Annotated in this window: 21 protein-coding genes; 1 reads left to right on the forward strand and 20 read right to left on the reverse strand. The window is 63.6% G+C overall.

From position 1 onward, the window contains the following. Nucleotides 1-63: 63 nt before the first annotated feature. From O4H53_RS18845 to O4H53_RS18930, 18 genes are all read right to left on the reverse strand, one after another. Entirely contained in the window at nucleotides 64-783 is a 720-nt protein-coding gene (locus O4H53_RS18845; RefSeq protein WP_269366241.1) for an alanyl-tRNA editing protein, read from the reverse strand. Continuing rightward, complete coding sequence (locus O4H53_RS18850; protein ID WP_269366243.1) at nucleotides 780-3,230, reverse strand: DUF3772 domain-containing protein; 2,451 nt, start codon at nucleotides 3,228-3,230, stop codon at nucleotides 780-782. Before O4H53_RS18850 ends, O4H53_RS18845 begins: the two co-directional genes overlap by 4 nt. After that, nucleotides 3,230-4,264, reverse strand: a complete 1,035-nt coding sequence (locus tag O4H53_RS18855; RefSeq protein ID WP_269366244.1) for a cysteine synthase A — start codon at nucleotides 4,262-4,264, stop codon at nucleotides 3,230-3,232. The genes O4H53_RS18850 and O4H53_RS18855 overlap by 1 nt, the downstream gene beginning before the upstream one ends. A 15-nt stretch (nucleotides 4,265-4,279) precedes the next feature. Beyond that, nucleotides 4,280-5,413: an NUDIX domain-containing protein gene (locus O4H53_RS18860; protein WP_269366245.1), complete on the reverse strand. Its 1,134-nt coding sequence runs from the start codon at nucleotides 5,411-5,413 to the stop codon at nucleotides 4,280-4,282. 4 nt (nucleotides 5,414-5,417) lie between these two features. After that, nucleotides 5,418-5,858, reverse strand: coding sequence for a TrgA family protein (locus O4H53_RS18865; RefSeq protein WP_114277088.1), 441 nt, complete (start codon nucleotides 5,856-5,858; stop codon nucleotides 5,418-5,420). 15 nt (nucleotides 5,859-5,873) lie between these two features. Beyond that, nucleotides 5,874-7,085 carry an SAM-dependent methyltransferase gene (locus O4H53_RS18870; RefSeq protein ID WP_269366248.1) on the reverse strand — a complete coding sequence of 404 codons (1,212 nt, stop codon included), beginning with the start codon at nucleotides 7,083-7,085 and terminating at the stop codon, nucleotides 5,874-5,876. A 57-nt stretch (nucleotides 7,086-7,142) separates the two neighbouring features. Beyond that, nucleotides 7,143-8,567 carry a cryptochrome/photolyase family protein gene (locus O4H53_RS18875; protein WP_269366249.1) on the reverse strand — a complete coding sequence of 475 codons (1,425 nt, stop codon included), beginning with the start codon at nucleotides 8,565-8,567 and terminating at the stop codon, nucleotides 7,143-7,145. A gap of 87 nt (nucleotides 8,568-8,654) precedes the next feature. Continuing rightward, on the reverse strand, nucleotides 8,655-9,881 hold the full coding sequence (locus tag O4H53_RS18880; protein WP_269366250.1) for an aminotransferase class V-fold PLP-dependent enzyme: 1,227 nt from the start codon (nucleotides 9,879-9,881) through the stop codon (nucleotides 8,655-8,657). 94 nt (nucleotides 9,882-9,975) lie between these two features. Beyond that, nucleotides 9,976-11,622, reverse strand: coding sequence for a BCCT family transporter (locus tag O4H53_RS18885; protein ID WP_269366251.1), 1,647 nt, complete (start codon nucleotides 11,620-11,622; stop codon nucleotides 9,976-9,978). A 122-nt stretch (nucleotides 11,623-11,744) separates the two neighbouring features. Then, nucleotides 11,745-13,409, reverse strand: coding sequence for a BCCT family transporter (locus O4H53_RS18890; RefSeq protein ID WP_269366252.1), 1,665 nt, complete (start codon nucleotides 13,407-13,409; stop codon nucleotides 11,745-11,747). Between the two features lie 256 nt (nucleotides 13,410-13,665). After that, nucleotides 13,666-14,085 (reverse strand): HIT family protein, encoded by a 420-nt coding sequence (locus tag O4H53_RS18895; protein WP_269366253.1) that lies wholly within the window; start codon nucleotides 14,083-14,085, stop codon nucleotides 13,666-13,668. Between the two features lie 51 nt (nucleotides 14,086-14,136). After that, nucleotides 14,137-14,625 (reverse strand): hypothetical protein, encoded by a 489-nt coding sequence (locus O4H53_RS18900; RefSeq protein ID WP_269366254.1) that lies wholly within the window; start codon nucleotides 14,623-14,625, stop codon nucleotides 14,137-14,139. Then, complete coding sequence (gene acuI, locus O4H53_RS18905; protein WP_269366256.1) at nucleotides 14,622-15,605, reverse strand: acryloyl-CoA reductase; 984 nt, start codon at nucleotides 15,603-15,605, stop codon at nucleotides 14,622-14,624. The genes O4H53_RS18900 and acuI overlap by 4 nt, the downstream gene beginning before the upstream one ends. Nucleotides 15,606-15,713: 108 nt before the next feature. Next, on the reverse strand, nucleotides 15,714-16,817 hold the full coding sequence (locus O4H53_RS18910) for a dimethylsulfoniopropionate demethylase (protein ID WP_269366258.1): 1,104 nt from the start codon (nucleotides 16,815-16,817) through the stop codon (nucleotides 15,714-15,716). Next, nucleotides 16,817-17,257, reverse strand: a complete 441-nt coding sequence (locus O4H53_RS18915) for a hypothetical protein (RefSeq protein ID WP_269366261.1) — start codon at nucleotides 17,255-17,257, stop codon at nucleotides 16,817-16,819. The genes O4H53_RS18910 and O4H53_RS18915 overlap by 1 nt, the downstream gene beginning before the upstream one ends. Beyond that, the gene (locus O4H53_RS18920; RefSeq protein WP_269366263.1) at nucleotides 17,257-17,766 is read right to left on the reverse strand and encodes a DinB family protein; all 510 of its coding nucleotides are present in this window, start codon (nucleotides 17,764-17,766) and stop codon (nucleotides 17,257-17,259) included. Before O4H53_RS18920 ends, O4H53_RS18915 begins: the two co-directional genes overlap by 1 nt. Next, nucleotides 17,763-18,470: a DUF1326 domain-containing protein gene (locus O4H53_RS18925; RefSeq protein ID WP_269366265.1), complete on the reverse strand. Its 708-nt coding sequence runs from the start codon at nucleotides 18,468-18,470 to the stop codon at nucleotides 17,763-17,765. The genes O4H53_RS18920 and O4H53_RS18925 overlap by 4 nt, the downstream gene beginning before the upstream one ends. A gap of 1 nt (nucleotide 18,471) precedes the next feature. Next, nucleotides 18,472-19,272: a DUF2182 domain-containing protein gene (locus tag O4H53_RS18930; RefSeq protein ID WP_269366266.1), complete on the reverse strand. Its 801-nt coding sequence runs from the start codon at nucleotides 19,270-19,272 to the stop codon at nucleotides 18,472-18,474. Nucleotides 19,273-19,362: 90 nt separating this feature from the next. On the opposite strand from O4H53_RS18930, the gene O4H53_RS18935 reads away from it, so the two are divergent. Further along, nucleotides 19,363-20,103 carry a FadR/GntR family transcriptional regulator gene (locus O4H53_RS18935; RefSeq protein ID WP_269366268.1) on the forward strand — a complete coding sequence of 247 codons (741 nt, stop codon included), beginning with the start codon at nucleotides 19,363-19,365 and terminating at the stop codon, nucleotides 20,101-20,103. Nucleotides 20,104-20,107: 4 nt separating this feature from the next. On the opposite strand, the gene O4H53_RS18940 is transcribed toward O4H53_RS18935, so the two are convergent. Together O4H53_RS18940 and O4H53_RS18945 are read right to left on the reverse strand one after the other, a co-directional pair. Next, nucleotides 20,108-21,109 (reverse strand): LCCL domain-containing protein, encoded by a 1,002-nt coding sequence (locus tag O4H53_RS18940; protein WP_269366270.1) that lies wholly within the window; start codon nucleotides 21,107-21,109, stop codon nucleotides 20,108-20,110. Between the two features lie 79 nt (nucleotides 21,110-21,188). Beyond that, nucleotides 21,189-22,601, reverse strand: a complete 1,413-nt coding sequence (locus tag O4H53_RS18945; protein WP_269366271.1) for an aminotransferase-like domain-containing protein — start codon at nucleotides 22,599-22,601, stop codon at nucleotides 21,189-21,191.

The raw sequence follows: 22,601 nt of genomic DNA on the forward strand, positions 1-22,601 counted from the left end.
CGGTTTAACGTGGGGGGCACATGAGGTGCAAGAGGGAAAATGGCGCTTTTGCGCCGCCTTCCCTCAGCTTTCGAGATGCAGGTGGATCCGGCGGTTCTGGCGGCCCTGCTTTTCGATCCGGCCCAGCCGCAGCGCGCCGATCTCTCCGGTGCGGGCCACATGGGTGCCGCCGCAGGGCTGCAGGTCGATCGGGCCGCCGGGCGCGCCGATGCGCACCAGACGGATCCGCTCCGCGCCGCGCGGTGGCTGCACCGCCATGGTCTTGACCAGATGCGGGTTGGCCTCCAGTTCGGCCCCGGTGATCCAGCCATCACTGATCACCAGATCCTCGCTGACAAAGGCGTTCAGCGCCGCGTTGATCGCCTCGCGGTCCTGGGTCATGTCCGGCATGTCAAAATCGATGCGCCCCTGCGTCACCGAGATCTGGCCCCCCGTCACCGGATAGGGGATCACCGCCGTCAACAGGTGCAGCGCCGTGTGCAGGCGCATGTGTCGGTGGCGGCGGTCCCAGTCCAGCACTTGCGTGACATGGGCGCCCAGCGGCGGCAGGGCCATGGCTTCGGAGGGAACCAGGATGATGTCGTCGCCCTGCCCCCTGATCGCGGTGGCCACCGGCATGCTCTGGCCGTCCCAGTTCAGCCAGCCGCTGTCACCGGGCTGTCCGCCACTGGTGGGATAGAACACCGACCGGTCCAGAATGATCCCGCCCTCTTCGGTCAGGGCTTTGACCACGGCGGGCGCATCGCGCAGATAGGGGTCGTCCAGAAACAAGGGCTGCGTCATGCGGTGGTGTCGTCCGGTCTGTCCGCTTCGGCGGTCCTGCCCTCCTCCGGCACCTCCGGCAGGTCGATGTCCTTCTCGGCAGTTTCGGTGCCTGCCACCTCGTCTGCCGCGCCCCGGCGGGGAGACAGGACTTCGGGATTGCGCAGCCAGAGATCACGCTGGGCAAAGGGAATCTCGATCCCCTCTTTGGCAAAGCGTTCGGCAATCTGGTGGTTGATCTCGTTCTTGACCACCATCATCCAGTTCACATCGCGCAGAAAGCACCTGATCTCGAACTCCAGCGCATCGGCGCCGAAGTTCATGAACAGGACATTGGGCGGCGGCGTGCCCAGCACCATCGGCTGGGCCTCGGCGATTTCGCGCAGCAGCTTGTCGACCCTGCGGGTGTCGGTGCCATAGGCCACGCCGACGGGCACGATCAGCCGCCCCACGGTATTGCCGCGGGTGTAGTTGGTGACGGTGCCGGACACCAGGTCGGCATTCGGGACAATCACATCGGTTCTGTCAAAGGTCTCGATCCGGGTGGAGCGCACGGAAATGTCGCGCACATATCCCATCTGGCCGCCAACCTCGATCCAGTCACCTTCGGAAATCGGGCGCTCGATCAGCAGGATGATGCCGGAGACAAAGTTCGACACGATGTTCTGCAGGCCGAAACCGATGCCCAGCGACAGCGCCCCCGCGACAAAGGCAAGCGAACTGAGGTCGATCCCCGCCCCGGTGATCGCGGCCAGTGCGGCAAGGAAGATACCGAAGTACCCCAGCCCCGAGACAATGGCGTTCTGCCCGCCGATGTCGATCTTGGTCTTCGGCAGGACATTGCTGCGCAATGCCGATTGCACCAGCCGCGTCACCGCATAGCCGATGACAAAGATCACCGCGAAGCTCAGGAAATCGGTGGGTGAGATACGGGTATCGCCCACCGCAAAGCCGCGCCCGAAGGCCTGCCAGAGTTCGGTCAGTTCGGTCACCCTTGCCCCCCAGACAAGGGCCAGCACCGGCAGCGCCAGCAGCAGCAGGATCATGCCGAAGAGCACCGGCATCAGCGCGTCGCGCGCGGCCTCGCCCTGCCCGGTCAGCACGCCATAAAGCTCGGCCAGGAATCGCTGCAGCACCATCACCAGCCCCAGCAGGACCAAGGTCATGATATAGGGCGGCATCAGCGCGTCGACGGCCTTGAAATAGCCCGCTGCCAGCAGGATGGGCGACAGCCCCCCGATCACCACGGCCCCGGTGCCCAGGCCCCGCACCACCCGTCCGAATGTACTGATGCGGACCTCTGTCAGGGCATCATCCGTTGCGGCGGAAGGTTCCACGTAGCCCCGCAGCAGGACACCGATGCGGTAGAGCATGAGGCTGGACACCACCAGCCAGGGAAAGACCAGCACCGAGCGGCTCACCGCCGCGCTGTTGCTGTTGTCCAGGATCTGCCCGACCAACTCGGTGATGACGATCATCACCGTGATCATGCTCACATGAAAGCGGGCTTCCTTGCGCTTGTCCTGTGACAGCAAAAGCAGCGCCTCGTCATCGTCGCGCGAAAAGGCCCGTTCGGAGACCCAGCGCACCCCCAGCATCATCCCGCCCAGAAAACTGATGACCAGCACGATACTCTCGCCCTTGGGGCCCAGCAGGTCAGAGGAGATGATCGCAAGTGCCAGGGCAATCAGCCCCGAGGCCGGCAGGAAGATGCGCAGCAGCGAGACCAAGAAACGCCAGATGCCAAAGCCGCGCGCCCCGTATTTCTGCAAGGACCGCACGATCATGCCGGCCCAGTACCGGCCCCGCAGGATCAGCACCAGCCCCAGAACCGTCAGCACGACCACCACCGGCAGGTTTTCCCGCAGGGAGGACCAGGTGCGGGCATTGGCCGCTTTTGGCGATTCGTTGCGCAACCCCTCCAGGGCCGTGGTCAGATCCACAAGCGCCGGCCGCCAATAGGCCGGGTTCAGCGGCGAGGGCGTCACGGTCAGCAATTGCCGTGTCTGGCGTTCGCGCAGAATCGCATCCAGCTGCCCGACCAGGCTGTTGGCGCGGACATATTGCGTTTCGGCGCGCTGGACCGGCACCAGAAGGCTGCTGAGTTCATCGTTCAGCGCCGTGCGCTGTGCGGCCACGTCCGGCGGTTCGGCTTCCGCGGTTGCCTCATCGGGCGCGGGCCCAAGGGCCGCGATCTGTTCGCGCAGGGTCTTGATCCGGGCGGCATTGATGCTGCGCGCATTGTCGAATTCACCGCGATACTCCGCGATCCTGCCGCGCATCGCCTCCAGCGTTGCATCGGTCCCGCGCTTTTGCTCGATTGCGTTTTCGGCGGACCGCGCCAGTGGCTCCCACCTGTCAAAGTTGGGAACAGCCGCACTTAACGTACTGTCCTGCGCGGAGGCCGCACCGGCGATCAGACACAGGACAATCGCCAGCCGCGTGAAGAGCCGCGCAAACCGGCCCATCACAATTCCTCGAACACACCCGGAATGGATGTCGGCGCACGGTCAAGCCAATCGGGTGTCGGCAGACCCTTTTCACGCAGGAAGTCGGGGTTGAAGAGCTTGGACTGATAGCGCGTGCCAAAGTCGCAGAGGATCGTCACGATGGTATGGCCCGGCCCCATATCCCGCGCGAGGCGGATGGCACCGGCGACGTTCACACCGGATGATGCGCCCAGGCACAGCCCTTCGTGCTGGAGCAGGTCAAAGACCACCGGCAGGGCTTCCGCATCGGGAATGTTGTAGCTGAAATCAGGGGTGAACCCTTCGAGGTTCCTGGTGATACGCACCTGCCCGATGCCTTCGGCGATGGAACTGCCTTCGGCGTGCAGTTCACCGGTGGTGTAATAGCTGTGCAGCGCGGCGCCGTCCGGGTCCGCCAGCGCAACCTTCACGCCCTTGGGCTGCAGCGCCATGCCGATCCCTGCCAATGTCCCGCCGGAGCCGACCGCGCAGCAGAATCCATCGACCTTGCCGCCGGTCTGTTCCCAGATCTCGGGCCCGGTGGTTTCGATATGCGCCTGACGGTTGGCCACGTTGTCGAACTGGTTGGCCCAGATCACGCCCTCGTTGGTGCTGCGCGCCAGCTCGTTCGCCAGCCGTTCGGAATAGCGCACAAAGTTGTTGGGGTTGCGGTAGGGCGCGGCAGGCACCAGCACCAGCTCTGCCCCGGCAAGGCGCAGCATGTCCTTCTTTTCCTGGCTCTGGGTCTCGGGCATGACGATGACGGTCTTGAACCCCATCGACGCCCCCACCAGCGCGAGGCCGATGCCGGTATTCCCGGCGGTGCCCTCGACAATGGTGCCACCGGGCTTCAGCGTGCCGTTCTGAATCGCATCGCGGATGATATAAAGCGCCGCCCGGTCCTTGACCGACTGGCCGGGGTTCATGAATTCGGCCTTGCCGTAAATGTCACATCCGGTTTCCTCACTGGCCTTGCGCAGCTTGATAAGCGGTGTGTTCCCGATGGCCTGTGCCAGATCAGATGCAACGTGCATGAATGCCCCCAAAGGTTATGTCGCCTCTGGTGTATCCGCCGTGCCTGCCAACCTCAAGCGGTCCCTGTGCCGCGCCAGCCAGAAGGCGGCAAGGCCAAGCGGCGCATTGGCCGCGCCAAAGCCCTCGACCAGATCCATCAGATCGTCAAAGGACAGGACATGCGCGCGGATGTCCTCGCCCTCTTCGGGCAGGCCGCCGACGCCTTCGGCCGCATCCGGCAGGTCCGCTATCCCGAGGAAAATATAATAGAATTCGGTGGAATTGCCGGGGCTGGCATAGACCTCTGCAATCGGTTCGATGGCCTTCAGGGTCAGGCCCGCTTCCTCCTGCGCCTCGCGGATCGCCGCCGCACGCGGGGTTTCGCCAAGGTCGATATGGCCCGCGATCGGCTCCAGCTGCCAGACCGTCCGGTCGCCGCGCGCCAGCGGCCCCATGCGCATCTGTTCAACCAGCAGCACCCGATCGCGCAGCGGATCATAGGGCAGCAGGATTGCGGCATCCGCGGCAATGAACACCGCGCGGTCCTCCACCCCGGACATGCTGCCATCGAAACGCTCGAACCGGACCTTCATGTCATCCAGCGCAAAGAAATGCGCATAGGCGCGGTTGCGGTCCTCGATCACGGTCCTGCCGGATTTGGTGCGCGCGCCGTGACGTGACCGGGCAGCATTCAGCCGCGACTGGGCACGTTTGCGGATCATCGGGAACATGGCGGCAACCTGATCCCGGCTGCGGCTGCCGAAATATCCCATCACCTCCCGCGCCGCTTCGCAGCTCAGCGCCGCCCAGTCACGTTCCCATTCCGTCAGGGACCAGGGGCCAAACGGCGTCCAGCGCTCCGGCCCGGCCAGGTAGACTTCGGCCGTCTCCCCGTCGGCCAGCACCATCTCGACCAGATCATAGGCAAAACTGCCCTCGTAATAATCCAGCCGTGCCACGTCCTCATCGCTCAGCCCCCGCAGGATCAGCCCCTCTGCGGCCCCTTCCCTGCAAGGTCTGATCAGGGGGAACGGCCCCTCTGTCACCGCAAAGGCGGCATATCCGGGCAGGAAGGCCCGCTGCAGATCCAGCTTGTCCGCCGGACGATCCAGGACGATCTCCAGCAGGGGTTCGTGGCGCAGGGTTCCGTAGAAGAACAGGTTTCTCACGTGGTTACTTCCAATGCCTGCTGGCATATTCCGTCAACAGACCGCAGATGACCGCGCCGATGACCAAGGTCACGCCGATCTGGACCGTCGCGATGATCACCACATATTCCGCGCCGATCTGAAACACCGCCACGATGGCTTCAAAAGCGTCATCATAGCGGTTGCGCATGGCCAGACGCACCATCTCGTTGATGGCCTGTACCCCGACACCCCAGAGCATCAGCACAAACACACCCGTCAGCCCGTTGTTGATCGCCGCCGTGGTACCGCGCCCCGCACGCGGGCCCATTACCAGCCAGCCGCAGGCCAGACCCAGAACGATGTTCACCGGAATGAAATAGCCGAAATCGGTGCTTTCGGGCATCAGGGGCATCACCATGCCCGAGATCACATAGGCCAGGACCGCCAGAGAAGCGGCAGCAACAAGTCTTGCGGCGGTCGGCATTTTGGTCCCTTCAGATCAACCCGGTCGCCTGATCGTAATCTGCGTCACGTCACAATTGCCACTGTCAAATGTCGCAGCGCAGGATGTGAGGTAAAAATTCCACATCCGGCGAAACCGCTCGTCAAAGCCCATGGCCCTGATCTGATCCCATTTGTCGTTGAAGGCCAGATGCCAGCGCCGCAGGGTGATGTCGTAGCTTTTGCCGAATTCCACGGATTTGTCGACAATCAGCCCTGCCTTTTCCACCTGCTCGCGCAGGATTTTGGGGCTGGGCAGCATGCCGCCCGGAAAGATGTATTTCTGGATGAAATCCACGCCGCGCTTGTAAACCGGCCAGCGGCGGTGATCGACGGTGATGATCTGAAGCGTCGCCGCCTTGCCCGGTTTCAGCCGCTCGCGCAGGGTCTGGAAATAGACCGGCCAGTATTGCTCGCCCACCGCTTCGAACATCTCGATGCTGGCGATGCCGTCGTAATGGCCACGCTCATCGCGGTAATCCTGCAGCTTGAAGTCCACAAGATCGGAAAGCCCCGCCTTTTCAATGCGTTCCCTGGCGTACTTGAACTGTTCCTCGCTGATGGTCAGCCCAGTGACCCGCAGCCCCCGCTCCTTGGCGGCATATTCGGCAAAACCGCCCCAGCCACAGCCGATCTCCAGCACATGATCGCCGGGTTTGACCCCCATCTGATCCACCATGCTCTTGTATTTCTCGGTCTGCGCCGCTTCAAGCGAGGCCTGTGCGCCCTCCTGGAACAGGGCCGATGAATAGGTCATCGTGTCATCGAGCCAGAGCGCATAGAACTCATTGCCCAGATCGTAGTGATAGCTGATGTTCTTGCGCGCCTGACCCTTGTGGTTGCGTTGCAGCCAGAAGCGGAACTTTTCAAACAGCCGCACCAGCCCCTGCCCCGGAAAGCCGTCATAGACGTTCTCGTTACCGGCATGCACAAGGTCCATGAAGGCCTGCAGATCTGGCGTGGACCAGTCGCCGTCCAGATAGGCGTCGCAAAAGCCCAGGTCGCCCTCGCGGATCAGCCGCGCAAACAGATCATCGCTGTGAATGTGCAGTTCAGCCACCGGGCCGGGATTGGCCCCTTCGGCGCGGAACACCCGGCCATCGCTCAGGTGAAAATCGCAGCGACCGTTCTGCATCTGCTGTGCCATGCCAAAGACATGGGAAAAATATCGCGGCAGGCCGATCTGACCTTCGGTATTGGTATGGATCATGCCCACTCCATCTGATGCGCCGACCAATTTTAGCCGGGGTGGCGGGATTAACAATTATTAAAAGTCGCGGGACTCATAGGCTTGCAAGGCACGCGCCCGTCCGTCAGCGGCGCTGACGATGGGCGCGGGGTAGTCATCGTCTGGGGACAGACCCCAGTGGCGCGGCATCGCGTCAAAGAACTTCAGCGCGTCGTCATGCGGATTTGCGCGCCCCTCGGCGATCCAGCGGCTGACATAGCTGCGGTCCCTGTCGAACGTGTCGATCTGGGTTTCGGGGTTGAAGACCCGGAAATAGGGGGTGGCATCGGGGCCCGAGCCTGCCGACCATTGCCAGCCCATCGCATTGCTGGCCGGGTCCCAGTCGATCAGGCAGTCCTCGAACCAGTCCATCCCGATGCGCCAATGGGTCAACAGGTGCTTGGTCAGATAGCTGGCCACGATCATCCGGCCGCGATTGTGCATCCGCCCGGTCACGTAAAGCTCGCGCATCGCGGCATCGACGAAGGGAATGCCGGTGCGGCCCTTCTTCCAGGCCCAGACTTCGGCGGCGCGTGCGTCCTCCTGCCAGGGGAAGGCATCCCAGTCCGCGCGCCAGTTGTCGGTCAGGATGCGCGGGGTGTGGTGCATCAGGTGATAGGCAAACTCGCGCCAGACCAGCTCCTTCATGAAGGTTTCGGCCCCCCGTTTGCCTTCCTCTCGCGCGCGCAGCCCTGCGTGCCAGCATTGATGCGGGCTGATTTCCCCAAGCGATAGGTTTTCCGACAGGTTCGAAGTGCCATCCGTACCGGGAATATCGCGGCTCTCGTCATATTCCGCGACGATCTGCGCCATGAAGGCACCCAGCCGGGCCTGCGCCGCATCCTCGCCCAGCCGCGCGAAGGGGCGCAGCACATCGGCACCGCGCTGCATTTCGGCCCCCATGCGCCAATCTGCCAGCGCGTCACCCCCGGGCCAGCGGTCCGGCGCGGGGATGCGCGCGGGCGTGCTCAGAGGCGCATCCACATCCCTGCCCTTCACATTGTTCCAGAACGGGGTGAACACCTTGTAGAAGTCACCCTGCCCGGTTTCGACCGTCCAGGGTTCGAACATCAGATGCCCGCCGAATGACCGCGCCTCGATGCCGCGCTCCTTCAGGCTCTGTTTGATCCTGCTGTCCCGCGCAACACTGTCGGGATCGTACAGCCGCGACCAATAGACGGCCCCGGCCCCGGTTTCCCCGATCAGCGCGTTCAGTGCCGCCTGCGCATCGTGATCGCGGCGCAGGATCAACCGGCTCGCCTTTTCCTCCAGCCTTTCGGCCAGATGCGCCACGCCCAGACCCAGCCGCCATTTTGGCGCGGCCTTCAGCCCTTCGGACAGGTCGTCATGGATGAAGACGGGGATCACCGGCCGCCCGCTGTCGCAGGCAGCCGTCAGGGCCGCGTGATCGCTCAGCCGCAGATCGCGGCGGAACCACATCAGGATCGGTTTATTGTCGCTCATCTCACCTGTCTTTGCCACTCTCCTTCACAGAGAGTTAGGTCAGACACGGATGAGGCAAGGCTTTGGTTTCACAAAAAGACTATGGTTTCACAAAACCTTGTCCAGGGCCGTCAAAAGCTGATCCATCTCCGCGGCAGAGGTGTAATGGGTAAAGCTCAGCCGCAGGACGCCCTTTGCCGGGTCGACCCCCATGGCGCCCAGTGCGCGGCCCGCATAGAAATCGCCGCCGCCCGCCATGATGCCATGCTGTGCCAGATCGGCGGCGACCTCCTCACCGGGGCGGTTCAGGGCCAGGGCAACGGTCGGCGCGCGGTTCTCGGCCGTCGCGGGTCCGATCAGGCGCACCGAATTGCGGCTTTTCACCGCGTCCAGCAAGGGCTGCAACAGCGCTGTCTCATGGGCGCGCATCAGGTCATGCATGGCCCCGGCCCGCGCCACGGGAGGGGCATCGCCGCCGATGTGGTGGCGATAGGCCTCATCAATGTAATCGGCCATCCCGGCACAGGCGGCAATCTGTGCATGGTCCGGTCCGGCAGGCGTGAAGCGTTTGTAAAGCGTGCCGCCGTTGAAGACATGCCCCTGGTTCGGCAACAGCGCACCAAGGGCCCGGCGCACCACCATGAGCCCCTGATGCGGCCCAAAGGTCTTGTAGGCCGAGAAGAGATAGATGTCCGGCCCCAGCGCGCCCACATCGACAAAGCCATGCGGCGCATAAGACACGCCATCGACGCAGACAAAGGCACCGGCGGCATGGGCCAATGCTGTGATCTCCACCACCGGATTGACCTGCCCCACCACGTTGGAGCAATGCGGAAAGCAGACCAGCCGCACCTTGTCATCCAGCAGGTTCTCCAGATCATCCGGGTTCAACCGGCCGGTTTCGGGATCAATGCACCATTCGCGCAGCTCGATCCCCCGCTCCGCCAGCCTGCGCCAGGGGCCGGTGTTCGCCTCGTGATCCTGGTTGGTGACGATGATCGCCTCGCCCGGTTCCAGCATCTGGCCAAAGGCCTGGGCCAGGACATAGGTGTTCTGCGTGGTCGAGGGGCCAAAGCTCAGCTCGTCGGTTTCAACCCCAAGCATCGCGGCCAGCCGCTGGCGCGCCTCGTCCATCTCTGCCCCGGCAAGCTGGCTGGCGGCATAGGGCGCATAGGGTTGCACCTTGCGCTGGGTATAATAGCGGGTGAGCCGGTCAATCACCGGCCGGCAGGTATAGGAACCCCCTGCGTTTTCGAAAAAGGCCTGCCCCTGCAACGATGGTTCGGCAAAGGCGGGAAACTGCGCGCGCACCCAGGCGGTATCAAGTTGTGTCATGGGCGAAGGGTTCGCCTCAGCCGCGCGCAAGGTCAAGCCAAAAGAAAAGGGGCACCCCGGCGGGATGCCCCTGTCTTGTCGTTATGGCGGGGCGTCAGCGCGCCTTGCTGCGCTCACTTTGCAGGCCACGGAAGATGCAGTAGCACATCAACAGCAGCACAACGGTGAACAACAGCCCGGTCGAGATCACCATGGATTGCAGCGCGGCCAGCCCGCCGCCCAACAGCAGGGCAATGGCAACCGCACCTTCAAACAGACACCAGAACACCCGCTGCGGCATTGGCGCGTCGATCTTGCCGCCCGCCGTGATCGTGTCGATCACCAGACTGCCCGAGTCCGACGAGGTCACGAAGAACACGATCACCAGCACAATGCCGATGAAGGAGGTGATCGAGGCCAGCGGCAGCTGATCCAGCATCTTGAACAGCTGCAACGGCAGTTCCGCGTCCTGCGCGCCGGTGTAGGCATCCGCCAGCACCTGGTTGATTGCCGTGCCGCCAAAGATCGACATCCAGATCACGCAGACCATGGAAGGGATCAGCAGAACGCAGATGACGAATTCACGCACCGTGCGGCCCCGGCTGACGCGGGCGATGAACATGCCCACGAAAGGCGACCAGCTGATCCACCAGGCCCAGTAGAACGCTGTCCAGCCTTGCGAAAAGTTGACGTCTTCGCGCCCGAAGGGGTTCGCCAGGGCCGGCAGATATTCGACATAGGCGACCAGGCTGTCCCAGAAGAAGGCGAACAGGAAAGCCGTCGGTCCCACGATCAGGGTGAACAAGGCCAGCAGACCGGCAAGACCCATGTTGATCTCGGACAGAATCTTGACACCGCCGTCCAGGCCGCGGACAACCGACACCAGCGCAACACCGGTGATCACGGTGATCAGCACAACTTCGGTGGTTTTGCTGATCGGAATGCCAAACAGCTCGTTCAGACCGGCATTTGCCTGTGTCGCGCCAAAGCCCAGTGATGTTGCCAGACCGAACAGGGTTGCGAATACCGCGATGATGTCGATCACATGCCCCGGCCAGCCCCAGATGCGCTCGCCCAGCAGGGGATAGAAAGCCGAACGAATGGTCAGCGGCAGGCCCTTGTTATAGGTGAACAGCGCCAGTGCCAGCGCCACGGTGGCATAGATCGCCCAGGGGTGAAGCCCCCAGTGATAGATCGTGGCGGCCATGCCCAGACGGACAGAACCCGGCTCATCCCCGGTGGCAGCACCCAGCGGTGCCCAATCCGTGCGCAGCCCGTTTTCAGCAACAGCCGTATCTCCGAAGGAGGTCGAGAAGTGCGTCAGCGGTTCGGAAACACCGTAGAACATCAGCCCGATGCCCATGCCCGCGGCAAACAGCATCGCGAACCACCCCATGTAGGTGTAATCCGGTGCCGCATCCGCGCCGCCCAGCCGGACGGAGCCGAAGGGCGTCACAATCAGCAAGAGCGCAAAGATCACCACCAGGTCGGCGGCCCCGATCAGGAACCAGTCGAAATTCTTGGTGGTAAAGCCGAACATCCAGGAGAATGCCGACGAGGCCTGTTCCGGCAGTGCCAATGTGTAAAACACGAATGCGACAATCGCGACCGCCGATATGGCAAATACCGGATTGTGAATGTCGAACCCGAATTTACCGATGGACCCGTCGATATTGTCCTGGCCGATTTCGTATTGGGTGTCGATGACATCCGACACGCCTTCTGGTTCGGGTATGCCTTGATTTGTGGTTTCATCAACCATCACTGTCCCCTTGTTTCTGTTCTGTGTGAACCGGGATGACTAACAGGTGGCGACCTGAGCGCAACCCGGTTTAGGTCAGAGGGCCCGGCAGGATACCGGCCCCCCCGATTGATTTTAAACACTTATTCCGCCGGCGTTGCCTCCACTTCTTCGGAATAGGTCGTCACGCCCGATGCTGCGCGTTTGCCGTCGTTGAAGATCGCCTTGATCAGCGAAACCGCCATCAGGACCATCACCAGAGAGAACGGCAGCGCGCCGATGACCATGGCGGTCTGGATCGCGCCGATCCCGCCGATCAGCAGCAGCGCGGCCACCACCGCCCCCAGGGCGACACCCCAGAAGATGATATGCGGACGCGCCTTGGGCCCTTCGTCGCCTGCGGCATTGATGGTATTCACGATCAGCACAGCGGAGTCCGCCGAGGTCACGAGGTAGGTCATCAGCAGGATCACGATGACCACGGCCATCAGCCAGCCCAGCGTACCGCTGCCCAGCAGGATGTCCGTCATGGCAAAGATCTTGCCGCCATCCGTGGCCTCAAAGATCTTGCCACCGGCCTGACCCGTCAGTTCCAGGTCAATCGCCGTGCCACCGGCCCAGGCGAACCAGACAAAGCACATCAGCGCAGGCACAAAGACCGCGCCCAGCACGAATTCGCGAATGGTCCGCCCCCGGCTGATGCGCGCCAGGAACAGGCCCACGAAGGGTGCGAAGGCAACCCACCATGCCCAGTAGAACACGGTCCAGGAGCCCTGCCATCCGGCCAGGTCCTGATCAACGGGATTCTCCCCGCCATAGACGGTGAACATCATGCCGGGCAGCGCGATCACATACTCCCAGATCCCGACGAAGAAGGTCCAGAGCCCGAAGAAGGTCGAGCCGAAGATCATCAGGAAGCCAAGCAGGAAGATCGACAGCGCCATGTTGATGTTCGACAGCCACTTGATGCCCTTGCCCACCCCCGACAGCGCCGAGAGGGTCGAGGCCCCCATGATGACGATGATCGAAAAGATGATCCCGATGGACGAAGGCTGGCCATCGTCACCGGTCAGCCAGTCACCCACGCCGATCCGGCTCATCCCGTCGACAAACTGGTTCACGCCAAACCCCAGGGTCTGCGCCACACCAAGGATGGTCGCAACCACCGCCACGATGTCGATCAGATGCCCGAAAGGTCCTGACAGCGATTTGCCGAACAAGGGTGTCAGCGAAGACCGGATGGTCAGCGGCAGCCCCCGGCGATAGGCAAAATAGCCCAGTCCCAGACCGGCAATCGCATAGGAAGCCCAGGCGGTGAACCCCCAGTGCAGATAGGACCACTTGTAGGCGTTCAGGATGTTGTCCTCGCCCTTGCCCGCGGCAAAGCCCTGGATCACATCCGGGTTGTTGCCAAAGTGATAGATCGGCTCGGCCACCGCCCAGGTCAGCATCCCGACCCCGATCCCGGCACCGAACATCATCGAGAACCAGGAGAAGTTGCTGAATTCCGGCTTGTCGTCCGGCAATCCCATCTTGAGCCGTCCCGCCGCGGGCCAGATCGCCAGCACCAGGCAGGTGATGACAAACAGCGCCATGACCCAGACGTACCAGGTGGCAAAATTTGTCAGGATGAACCCGTTGAATTCCGACAGGATACGGCCTGCCTGCTCGGGAAAGGCGACGGCCCAGATCACCAGCAGACCAATGATGATCTTGGCCGTGATGGTCACGTCGATGCTGAAGCCGCGATAAAAACCGCTGTCCGCAGTCTTGATCGGCAGCTTCATCAGTGGAGGTCTAAGCGCCATAGCATATGTCCCTGTTTTATTGTTATGCGACAAAGCCTATGGCCCGATCCATGGAACACAAAGCAAAAGGAAACCTTTGCTCTCAATGGCTTACCGGGATGTGCTCAAATTTGGGCAAGCTGCTTGCAAGAAATTTCGGCAAAATTGCGGGCAAACGGCACCGCTTGGCACCCGCCGCTGACGCCCGTCCTGACGCATTTGAAATCAATTAGGTCGGTATCATCCGCCGATTCGAGCCGGAAAACGGCTGATTCCCTTATGAAATCGCCGCTGCGATCTTCTCTGCATGGCCCTTGATCACATCCATGTCGCCCATCTTGCCCGGTGGCCGCATCGGCAGGCCTTCGTGCCGGGGATGGATGTGAAAATGCAGGTGGAACACCTCCTGCCCGCCTGCGGCCTCACTGAACTGCTGCAGGGTGATGCCATCGGCGGCAAAGGCCTTTTTCGCGGCATTCGCCACCTTGCTGACCGTCGCCATACAGGCCGCCAGCTGCGCCGGTGTCGCATCCAGGATGTTGCGGCAGGGCGTCTTGGGGATCACCAGGCAATGCCCGTCGGTGCGCGGCATGATGTCCATGAAACACAGGGTCTCGTCATCTTCGTAGACCTTGAAGCTGGGGATTTCGCCGCGCAGGATCCTGGCAAAGATATTCTGGTCATCATAGGCGGTCATCGGGTTCTCCTGAAGTGGTTCGGCCCGTTGTAAGACGATCTTTTGCCGCCGTCACCCCTTTGCAAGCCGCGCTGCCGCCGCCCGCAGCAACCCGCGCGCATAGACCTTGTGAAAGGGTGTCAGGATGCGCAGGATCCGCGGCAGGTCGCGCCCCGGACGCGCCATCACGGCAGAGCCGAAAAGCAGCTGCGTGCCGCCGCCATCGCCGGGGGCCACGGCCAGCCAGGAACAGGTGCTGCCGCGCAGGTCACAGAGCAGGATCTGCCGCGCACCACGCGCCTCCACCCGCCAGATGGCGAATGCCTCCGCCCCCGCCGCCAGCGCTGCCACCTCGGCATCAGCGATGCGGCGGCGCAGGGCAAGGGACAGCACCAGCCGCTCCAGCCGGAACAGCCAGCTGGTATAGAACCGGCAGATGAACTGCGCCAGATCGACCTGACCGGGCACCACCACCTCATAGCAATCGGTATAGGTCGCCCCCTGCCCCACATGGCGGGACAGAAAGGCATATTGCGGCACCGCAACAGCGCGCAGGGTCATGCGTTCACATCAACCACGACCCGGCCCTTCACCTGCCCCTTGAGGATATCCGCCCCCAGCCTGGGCAGATCGCTCAGTTTGGCGGGCTGAACCATCGCCTCCAGCTTGTCCATCGGCAGGTCCCGCGCGATCCGCTCCCAGGCGCGCAGACGGTTCTCATAGGGTTGCATCACACTGTCGATGCCCAGCAGGTTCACGCCGCGCAGCAGGAAGGGGATCACCGTGGCAGGCAAGGCCGCACCGCCCGCCAGGCCAACGGCGGCAACGGATGCGCCATATTCCATCTGGCCCAGCACACGGGCCAGCATGGCGCCGCCCACGGCATCCACGCAGCCGCCCCAGGTCTCGCCCTCCAGGGGGCGCTTGGTGGTTTCGTTGATCTCCGCGCGGGCGACAATCTGGCTGGCGCCAAGGCTCTTGAGGTAATCCGCCGTTTCCGGCCGCCCGGTGACGCCTGCAACCTCATGTCCGAGATTGGCCAGGATCGCGGTGGCGACCGAACCCACACCGCCCGCCGCACCGGTGACCAGCACCGGACCTTTTTTGATGCCGTGATCTTCCAGCGCCATCACCGCCAGCATCGCGGTGAAACCGGCCGTGCCCACAGCCATCGCCTGACGGGTGTCGAGCCCCCCGGGCAGCGGCACCAGCCAATCGGCCCTGACCCGCGCCTTTTGCGCATAGCCGCCCCAATGCGCCTCGCCCACGCGCCAGCCGGTCAGCACCACCTTGTCGCCGGGCTTGTAGCGGTCGTCGTCCGAGGCTTCCACCGTCCCGGCAAAGTCGATGCCCGGCACATGCGGATAGTTCCGCACCAACCCGCCGCCCGGCCCGATGCACAAGCCGTCCTTGTAGTTCACGGTCGAATATTCCACCGCCACGGTCACGTCGCCCGTCGGCAGATCGTCCAGACCAATCTGCGCCACCTGTGCGGATGTCTTGCCCTCGTCGTCCTTGTTCACGATCAACGCATTGAACATCTCTCATCCTTTCCGGGCGCTCCGCCCTTTTTCCCGGCCCATTTCTTTTTGGCCTTCAAATATTCCCGGGGTCCGGGGCAGCGCCCCGGTGCCACCGATACCTCCGCGCTAAAGCCAGAAACCCTCACGCACGATCGCCTCCTGCATTCCATCCGGCCCGTGCAACTGCAAGGGCGTGCCCGGATCCCAATGGGTCATGCGCACCATGCCGATGGCCACATTCACCCCGAAATCGGGTGACCAGACGGCAGAGGTGACCTGCCCCACCTGCCGCGCCCCGGCCATCAGGGGCCAGGCCCGGTCGCAGCGCGGCACCGGGTCGCCGGCAATCTCGATGGCGCGGACCTGCTGCACCGGCCCTTCCTTGGCCACCCGCAAGAGCGCATCCCGCCCGATACAGCCGATGGCCGTCTGGGTGTCACAGAACCGGCCCAGCCCGCATTCATGCGGCGTGTTGTCGTCGGTCATGTCGTTGCCATAGCTCAGCAAGCCCGCCTCCACCCGCTCGATGCCATTGGGGCAGCCCGCGCGCACGTCCAGATCGCGCCCGGCCTCCATCAGCGCATGCCACAGCGGCATCCCGATGTCGCTGCCCTCGACGTAGATCTCAAAGCCGCCCTGCTTGGAATAGCCCGACCGCGCGACAACCAAGTCCCGGCCCTGGAATTCGAAATGCCCGAAGCGGAAGAACCGCACATCGCGCACCGCATCCCCGAACACCCGCGCCATCAGCTCATCCGCTTTCGGCCCCTGGACCGCCAGCGGGCTCACATCGGGCTCATCCACCAGCACATCCAGCCGGTAGCCGTTGGCGATGCCCTTGACCCAAAGCATCAGGTCACTGTCGGCGATCGAGATCCACCAGCGGTCCTCGGCCAGTTTCACCGCCACCGGGTCGTTCAGCATGCCGCCCGTCTCATCGACGATGGGGACATAGAAACAGCGCCCCGGCAACATGCCGCGCAGGTCGCGCGGGGTCAGCATCTGCATCAGCCGCGCCGCATCCGGCCCGCGCAGCTCCACCTGCCGTTCGCAGGCCACATCCCAGACCTGCACCGCCGATTTCAGGTGATGGTAATCTTCCTCGACGCTGCGAAAGACCGTGGGCAGCAGCATCCGGTTATAGACGGTATAGGCAGAGACCCCTGCCGCCTCCACGCCATCGGAAAACGGGGTCCGGCGCAGCCGCCGTGACGGGGAAATCAGGGCCATCAGTCAGTGTCCTTCTGCACGGCGCAAGCCGCCTGTTGAAATGTTGCATGTTGTGCGCGCAGCCAGCGGCGCATCTCCGGCCAGCGGCTGCGCAGGGTCACGACGTTCTTCTTGTCGTCCCGGCGAAACCAGCGTCCGGCGGCGACATTGGTTTTGTCGCCCGGACCGGCGGCCCGCAATTCGGTTTGCAACGCGGCAAGATGGGCGCTGACCCAGCGTTTTGCCGCGTCGGATCGTGCCACGAGATATACCGAGGTCTTGTCCTGTGACACAGACATGACCATGCGCAGGCGCCCGTCGAGCAAATCATCGCCAAGGGCAAAGTGCTGTTCCTGACCGGTCCGCTCTGCGCTGTCGGCTTCTGCCATCTCTTCGGCCAGCGCGGCCCAGAAGGCGGCGCGCTCGCTGTTCAACTGGTCCATCGTCCGGGGTGATGGCATCAGGCGTCCTCGGGCATGAAGGCAAGATCGCTCACCGGTGCCGCATGGCCGCCAGCCGTCAGCATGGCATGGACCTGGCCCCGGTGGTGGGTCTGGTGGTTGAAGATATGTGCAACGCAAAGCGCCCTGGGCTTTGACATCTCGGATTTGGTCAAGCCCGAATACCAGGTCAGATCGCCCAGCAGGTCGATGTTCGACAGGGTCTCCGACCAGATGCGGATGCGCCCGTCGATGCGGAACCGCTCCGCCTGCCAGACCCCCGTGGTCTCGGTGTAGGTGGTCGATTGATCGCCCGCCACCTTCGGCTTTGCGACATCATCGCACAGGCGGCTCATCCACATGGTATCGGCCCAGAGCAGGTGATTCAGCGTGCCCCTGATGGTGCTGAAAAATGCGCCGTGATCATGGTCGAGCGCGGCCTCGTCCATGTCGTTGACAATACCCATCAGCTGACGGTTCTGCCACGCGTTGTAGCGGGCCATGATCTGAACGAAGCCCGCGTCAATCATGGTTTGGGGCCTTTCCAGTCAATCGGGCAGATCTCTGCCGACATGCCGTCAAAATCCCAGACCCGGCCATAGTCGCGCACCTTGCTGCGCAGACCCTTCGCCGCGATGATGTCGGGGCCCATCCAGTATTTCGAATTGGAGACCATCACCGGGTGCTCCGGATCCTTGCCCGCCAGGGTCTCGATCTCGCCCTGGATCTTGCGGCCGATCTGGATCGCGCGGCGGTTGCCGTCGCGGGTGATCTGGACCGGGGCGCGTTCCGCGCCGATGATCTCGGACACCAGCATGGTGAACAGCCCCGTGGTGCCGCCCGCCTGGCCCGAAAAGATCTGCAGGATGCCGTTATAGGCTTTGCCGCTGGCGCGCTCGTCCACATAGGCGGCAACCTTCCAGTTGCCCTCTCCCATGCGGCCGGGAATATCGACCAGCAGGCCGACGTTCAGGCCCGACAGGTCCTCGCCCTCGTAATGGCCTTCGTCGATGGCGATGGCCATCCAGGCATGGCAATGCCCCTCGGTCGGGGGATGCGCGCCGAGGCTCACCACACAGGGGCAGAACACGGTGCAGGAGCAATTGAGGAACAGCTCTCCCTTGATCGCCCAATCGGTGGGCGTCATCCTGCGCCGTCCCGGATTGGGCATCCGGCTGTCGATGCGTTGGGAAATCGGCAGGCGGTCTGCTTCCGGTAATCTGGTGACGGCCATCTTATCCTCCGTGAAAAGGTATCATGATCAGGGGCCAGCCCGCCACGACACATGCGCCGCAGATCAGGGCAACCCCCAGGGGTCTGGTGACACGATGTCCGATTTGCGGCAGCTTTTCCAGCACCATGAAGAGCGTCGCCAGCCCCATCCAGGCCAGGTTCATCACCCCGCCGGCAAAGCCCAGCAGCATGAAGCCCCAGCAACAGCCCGCACAATACGCACCCAGCCCCAGCCCCATGCGCAGGCCACCTGCAAAGCCGGTGCGCCAATGGCCGAGGAAATAGATCATCGGGGAATGGCAGACGCCGTGGCAGATTTCCTTGGTCCGGGTGAACTGGAACAATCCGACGGCCAGAAGCAAGGCCGCTGCAAACCAGCGCGACCGGGCGATGCCCAGCATGTCGATTGCCCCGCCGAACAGCAGCGCCAGTTGCAGCCCCGCGATCAGGGCGGCAAAGGCCAGCCATACGGTGAAGTATCCAAGCAGCACGCCAAGCCACCCTGCCCGCGTGCCATCGGCACTGACCATCAGGTCCTCGTAGCTGCGCAGGGTCGGCACCATGGTGGGCAGCATCATCGCCGCCATCATCGCCCCCCACATCACGAACAGCGGGCCGAAATTTGCCATCGGCATGTACATGTCCATGCGCGGGTCCATGCCGCGCATCACCGCGCCCATCTGGCCGGGACGGCCCAGCAGGTCGAGGTCCATGTCCATCGCCATGACATACATCAGCGCCCATGCCGCCAGCACCAGCCCGAAGAAAGCCAGCCAGAGAGTTGAGCGCAGGACAGGATTCATTAATCCCCCATATATCGTCAAACCGAGTCAGGTTCTTGCCAATTTAATGTCAGACATTTACAAACGGAGCAAATCCTAATTGTCAGACATATGAAGATAGACCCCTCCAGCCCCGCCGATCTGTCGGTGCAGATTGCCAGCGCGATCCGCGATGCCATCGTCAGCGGGCAGTTGATCGTGGATCAGCGCCTGCCCTCGGAGGCGGAGCTTTGCGCGCAGTTCGAGGTGGGTCGCACCACGGTGCGCGAGGCGCTGAAGCGGCTTGCGGCACAATCGCTGATCCGCACCCAGCGCGGTGCGACAGGGGGCGCCTTCGTGAACCGGATCAGCTTTGAAGAGGCCTATAGCCAGCAGATCACCACATCCACCCTGCTGCTGTCGATGAATGCCGTGAGTTTCGAGACCGCCTGCGAGGCCCGCTATGCGCTGGAACGGGCCTGCGCGCCCCTGTCGGCGGCGCGGCGCAGTGCCGATCATCTGGCCACGATGCGCGCCGAGATCCACCGGCAGGGCCAGCCCGGCCTGACCGACGAGGCGTTCTGCGCCTCCGACGTGGCCTTTCACCGCGCCCTGGTGGATGGCGCGGGCAACCCGGTGATGTCCTATCAGTTGGCGGGCGCGGTCGAAGCGATGCAGCCGCTGATGAACATGATCACCTTCACCGCGCGGTCGCGCGAAAGGATCATCGCCCTGCATTGCCAGATCGCGGATGCGCTGGACGCGCAAAGCGCCCCCGAGACGGAAGCCGCCCTGTCCGAACTGGAACGCTATACGCTGACCCTGGGCCAGGACGTGATGGCGCAGCGGGCGCAGGCGCGTCCCGCGCCGTGAGCCTTCAGTTCCGGTCGAAGGTGATCGACTGTTCGAAACTGCCCCATTTCGAGGTGGTCACCCCATTGGCCGAGGACCCGGCATAGGCGTCCAGCCCTTTCAGCCGGATCGCTGTCACGCTGCCGCCTGCCGCATCCACAACTCCCGCATGGCGCGCGGCGGTGCAGATGTCGCTGTCAGCCGTGTAGGGCCCGCTGCCCCAGACCGACTTGCTGACCGGCGCGTTTTCGGCACAGACGCAGACCAGGCTTTCGGCATCGGCGGGCATGGTGCTGCAGGTGCCTTGCATCGCGATCACACCGCCGCCCACGGCCGCGACCTCGAAACTCTGGCCGTAGGACCCCCAGCGGCTGCTGGTCACGCCGTTCTGGCTGGAGCCTTCATAGGCGTCCTGACCCGGTGCTGCCGTCACCTTGATCTTGCCGCCGGTGGCCGGGATCGCACCGGCATGAACCGCCGCGCGGCAGAGGTCGCTGTCGCCGGTATAGGGCCCGCTGCCCCAGACCGATCCGCCCGCATCGCTGCCTTCGGGGCAGGCACAGGTAAAGGGGGCCGCATCGGCGGAAAAGCCGGTGCAGGCCAGAACCGGCGCGTCCGCGGCTGCCGCCTGCCCTGCCACCAGCGCCGGCATCACGTCAAAGCTGGACTGGAACAGGCCCCAGCGCTTGGTGGAGATACCGTTGGCATCCGAGCCTTCATAGGATTTCTGCCCGGGCCGGCCCACGACCGCCAATGCGCCGCCATCCTCGCCGATCACTCCGGCGTGGCGTGCAGCGGTGCAGACATCGGAATGGCCCGAATAGGGGCCGCTGCCCCAGACGAAGCGTTTGAACGTGGTGGCCTTGCAGGTGCAAAGCTGCACTGTGCCATCCTCGATCCCGCGCCCCTTGCCACAGGCGGGGGCGCTGTCAATCTCGGCCTGGGCAAAGACATTGGCCTGCTGGGCAAGCAGCGGTGAAGTGAGCCCCGTGAGGGCAGCGGCAAGGGCGAGAACGATCAATCGCATGGGCAAATTCCTTTTGCTGAATGATCAAAATCTAGCCAGTGGCGCCCCTTCTGCCAAGAAATTTCGCGCGAGGCCCGGATCAGACGTTGATCTGCTCGGGCGGATGTTCCAGCAGATCGCGCAGCCGTTCCATTGCCGCCTCGAAGCTGCGCAGCGACACGCCCGCGTTGACCGCCATGCGGATCGCATGGGGCGCATTGGCATCGCGGGCGGCAAATTCCTCGGCGGCGCGGACCTGGACTCCGACCTTTTCGGCGGCCTGGCAAAACGCGCTGGCGCGCCAGCCCTGCGGCAGGTGCAGCCAGACAAAAGGCACATCGCGCCGCCATTGCAGATCAAAACCGCCCAGGGTGTTCACCGCCACTTTCACATAGCGCTCCACCCCCTCGCGGGAGGCATCCATGATGGCGGGCAGTTCAGGGTGGGTCAGCAGTTTGGCCGTCAGGTCGATGATCGGCGTGGCCAGACCAAAGAAGCTGTGCTCCGACGTGCGGTGCAGCGCCCCGGCCAGCCCCTTGGGGGGTACAATGCAGCCGATGCGCAGGGCCGGTGTGATGGATTTGGACAGCGAGGTAATGTACCAGCCGCGCTCCGGGGCCATCTGGCGATAGCCTTCGCCCTCCGCCCGGCCCATGCGGTAACAATCGTCCTCAAGGATCTGAAGATCGTATTTGCGCGCCACCGCCACAATGGCCGCGCGCCGGTCCATCGGGGTAAAGCCGCAGGTGGGGCTGTGCACCTCGGGCGAGGTACATAGCACCTGCGCCTCCGGGTGGCGTTCGGCGGCGGCGGCAAGGGCTTCGGGGACGATCCCATGTGCGTCGATCTCGATCGGCACGACATCGGCGCGCAATGCCTCGGCGGCGCGGCGGAAACCGGGATAGGACAGCGCCTCGACAAAGACGACGGGGCGGCGGCCCTGCAACACGGTCTGCAGCATCAGCATCACCGCATTCTGGCCGCCAAGGCTCAGCACGATATCGCTTTCCTCCACCGCGCCGATGGGCGTGCCCTGCAACCACTGGACCATCGCCAGCCGGGCGCCAAGCGCGCTGCGCCGCGACGGGTAATGCATCACGCCCGATGGCGGGTCTTCCGCCACTTCGATCAACAGCCTTCGGATCAGTTCTGCCTGCCCGCCATTGGGCAGATGCGGCGAATAGAGGTTGACCTGATACACGTCGCCCCCGGTGTTATGCGGCACCGGATCAATTTCGATCAGGTTGAGCGGCCGCCCGACCGTTTTGGGCGCCGCCACGAAGGTGCCGCGCCCGACTTCGGCGCGCAGGGTGCCGTCATCGGTGAGGATGCTGTACGCCCGCGCCACGGTGCCGGGGGTGATGCCCAGCTTCCAGGCCAGATCCCGCACCGGCGGCAGCTTGTCGTCGACCTGCAATGCCTTTGTCGCGATGCGGTCACGGATCATTGTTACAACCGCTTTGTACTTGGGCCCCGTCCCGGCAAGCCCCTCGGATGACCAAATTGTATCCAT

Source organism: Sulfitobacter sp. G21635-S1 (genome assembly GCF_027213915.1).
Taxonomy (GTDB): domain Bacteria; phylum Pseudomonadota; class Alphaproteobacteria; order Rhodobacterales; family Rhodobacteraceae; genus Sulfitobacter.

Bases quoted from the DNA above. Each gene is read 5' to 3' on its own strand.
- O4H53_RS18845 (WP_269366241.1), bottom strand. From the start codon at position 783: ATGACGCAGCCCTTGTTTCTGGACGACCCCTATCTGCGCGATGCGCCC.
- O4H53_RS18915 (WP_269366261.1), bottom strand. From the start codon at position 17,257: ATGCCATCACCCCGGACGATGGACCAGTTGAACAGCGAGCGCGCCGCC.
- O4H53_RS18925 (WP_269366265.1), bottom strand. From the start codon at position 18,470: ATGGCCGTCACCAGATTACCGGAAGCAGACCGCCTGCCGATTTCCCAA.
- O4H53_RS18855 (WP_269366244.1), bottom strand. From the start codon at position 4,264: ATGCACGTTGCATCTGATCTGGCACAGGCCATCGGGAACACACCGCTT.
- O4H53_RS18850 (WP_269366243.1), bottom strand. From the start codon at position 3,230: ATGGGCCGGTTTGCGCGGCTCTTCACGCGGCTGGCGATTGTCCTGTGT.
- O4H53_RS18935 (WP_269366268.1), top strand. From the start codon at position 19,363: ATGAAGATAGACCCCTCCAGCCCCGCCGATCTGTCGGTGCAGATTGCC.
- O4H53_RS18895 (WP_269366253.1), bottom strand. From the start codon at position 14,085: ATGACCGCCTATGATGACCAGAATATCTTTGCCAGGATCCTGCGCGGC.
- O4H53_RS18870 (WP_269366248.1), bottom strand. From the start codon at position 7,085: ATGATCCATACCAATACCGAAGGTCAGATCGGCCTGCCGCGATATTTT.
- O4H53_RS18920 (WP_269366263.1), bottom strand. From the start codon at position 17,766: ATGATTGACGCGGGCTTCGTTCAGATCATGGCCCGCTACAACGCGTGG.
- O4H53_RS18885 (WP_269366251.1), bottom strand. From the start codon at position 11,622: ATGGTTGATGAAACCACAAATCAAGGCATACCCGAACCAGAAGGCGTG.
- O4H53_RS18940 (WP_269366270.1), bottom strand. From the start codon at position 21,109: ATGCGATTGATCGTTCTCGCCCTTGCCGCTGCCCTCACGGGGCTCACT.
- O4H53_RS18890 (WP_269366252.1), bottom strand. From the start codon at position 13,409: ATGGCGCTTAGACCTCCACTGATGAAGCTGCCGATCAAGACTGCGGAC.
- O4H53_RS18945 (WP_269366271.1), bottom strand. From the start codon at position 22,601: ATGGATACAATTTGGTCATCCGAGGGGCTTGCCGGGACGGGGCCCAAG.
- O4H53_RS18900 (WP_269366254.1), bottom strand. From the start codon at position 14,625: ATGACCCTGCGCGCTGTTGCGGTGCCGCAATATGCCTTTCTGTCCCGC.
- O4H53_RS18930 (WP_269366266.1), bottom strand. From the start codon at position 19,272: ATGAATCCTGTCCTGCGCTCAACTCTCTGGCTGGCTTTCTTCGGGCTG.
- O4H53_RS18880 (WP_269366250.1), bottom strand. From the start codon at position 9,881: ATGACACAACTTGATACCGCCTGGGTGCGCGCGCAGTTTCCCGCCTTT.
- acuI (WP_269366256.1), bottom strand. From the start codon at position 15,605: ATGTTCAATGCGTTGATCGTGAACAAGGACGACGAGGGCAAGACATCC.
- O4H53_RS18910 (WP_269366258.1), bottom strand. From the start codon at position 16,817: ATGGCCCTGATTTCCCCGTCACGGCGGCTGCGCCGGACCCCGTTTTCC.
- O4H53_RS18875 (WP_269366249.1), bottom strand. From the start codon at position 8,567: ATGAGCGACAATAAACCGATCCTGATGTGGTTCCGCCGCGATCTGCGG.
- O4H53_RS18865 (WP_114277088.1), bottom strand. From the start codon at position 5,858: ATGCCGACCGCCGCAAGACTTGTTGCTGCCGCTTCTCTGGCGGTCCTG.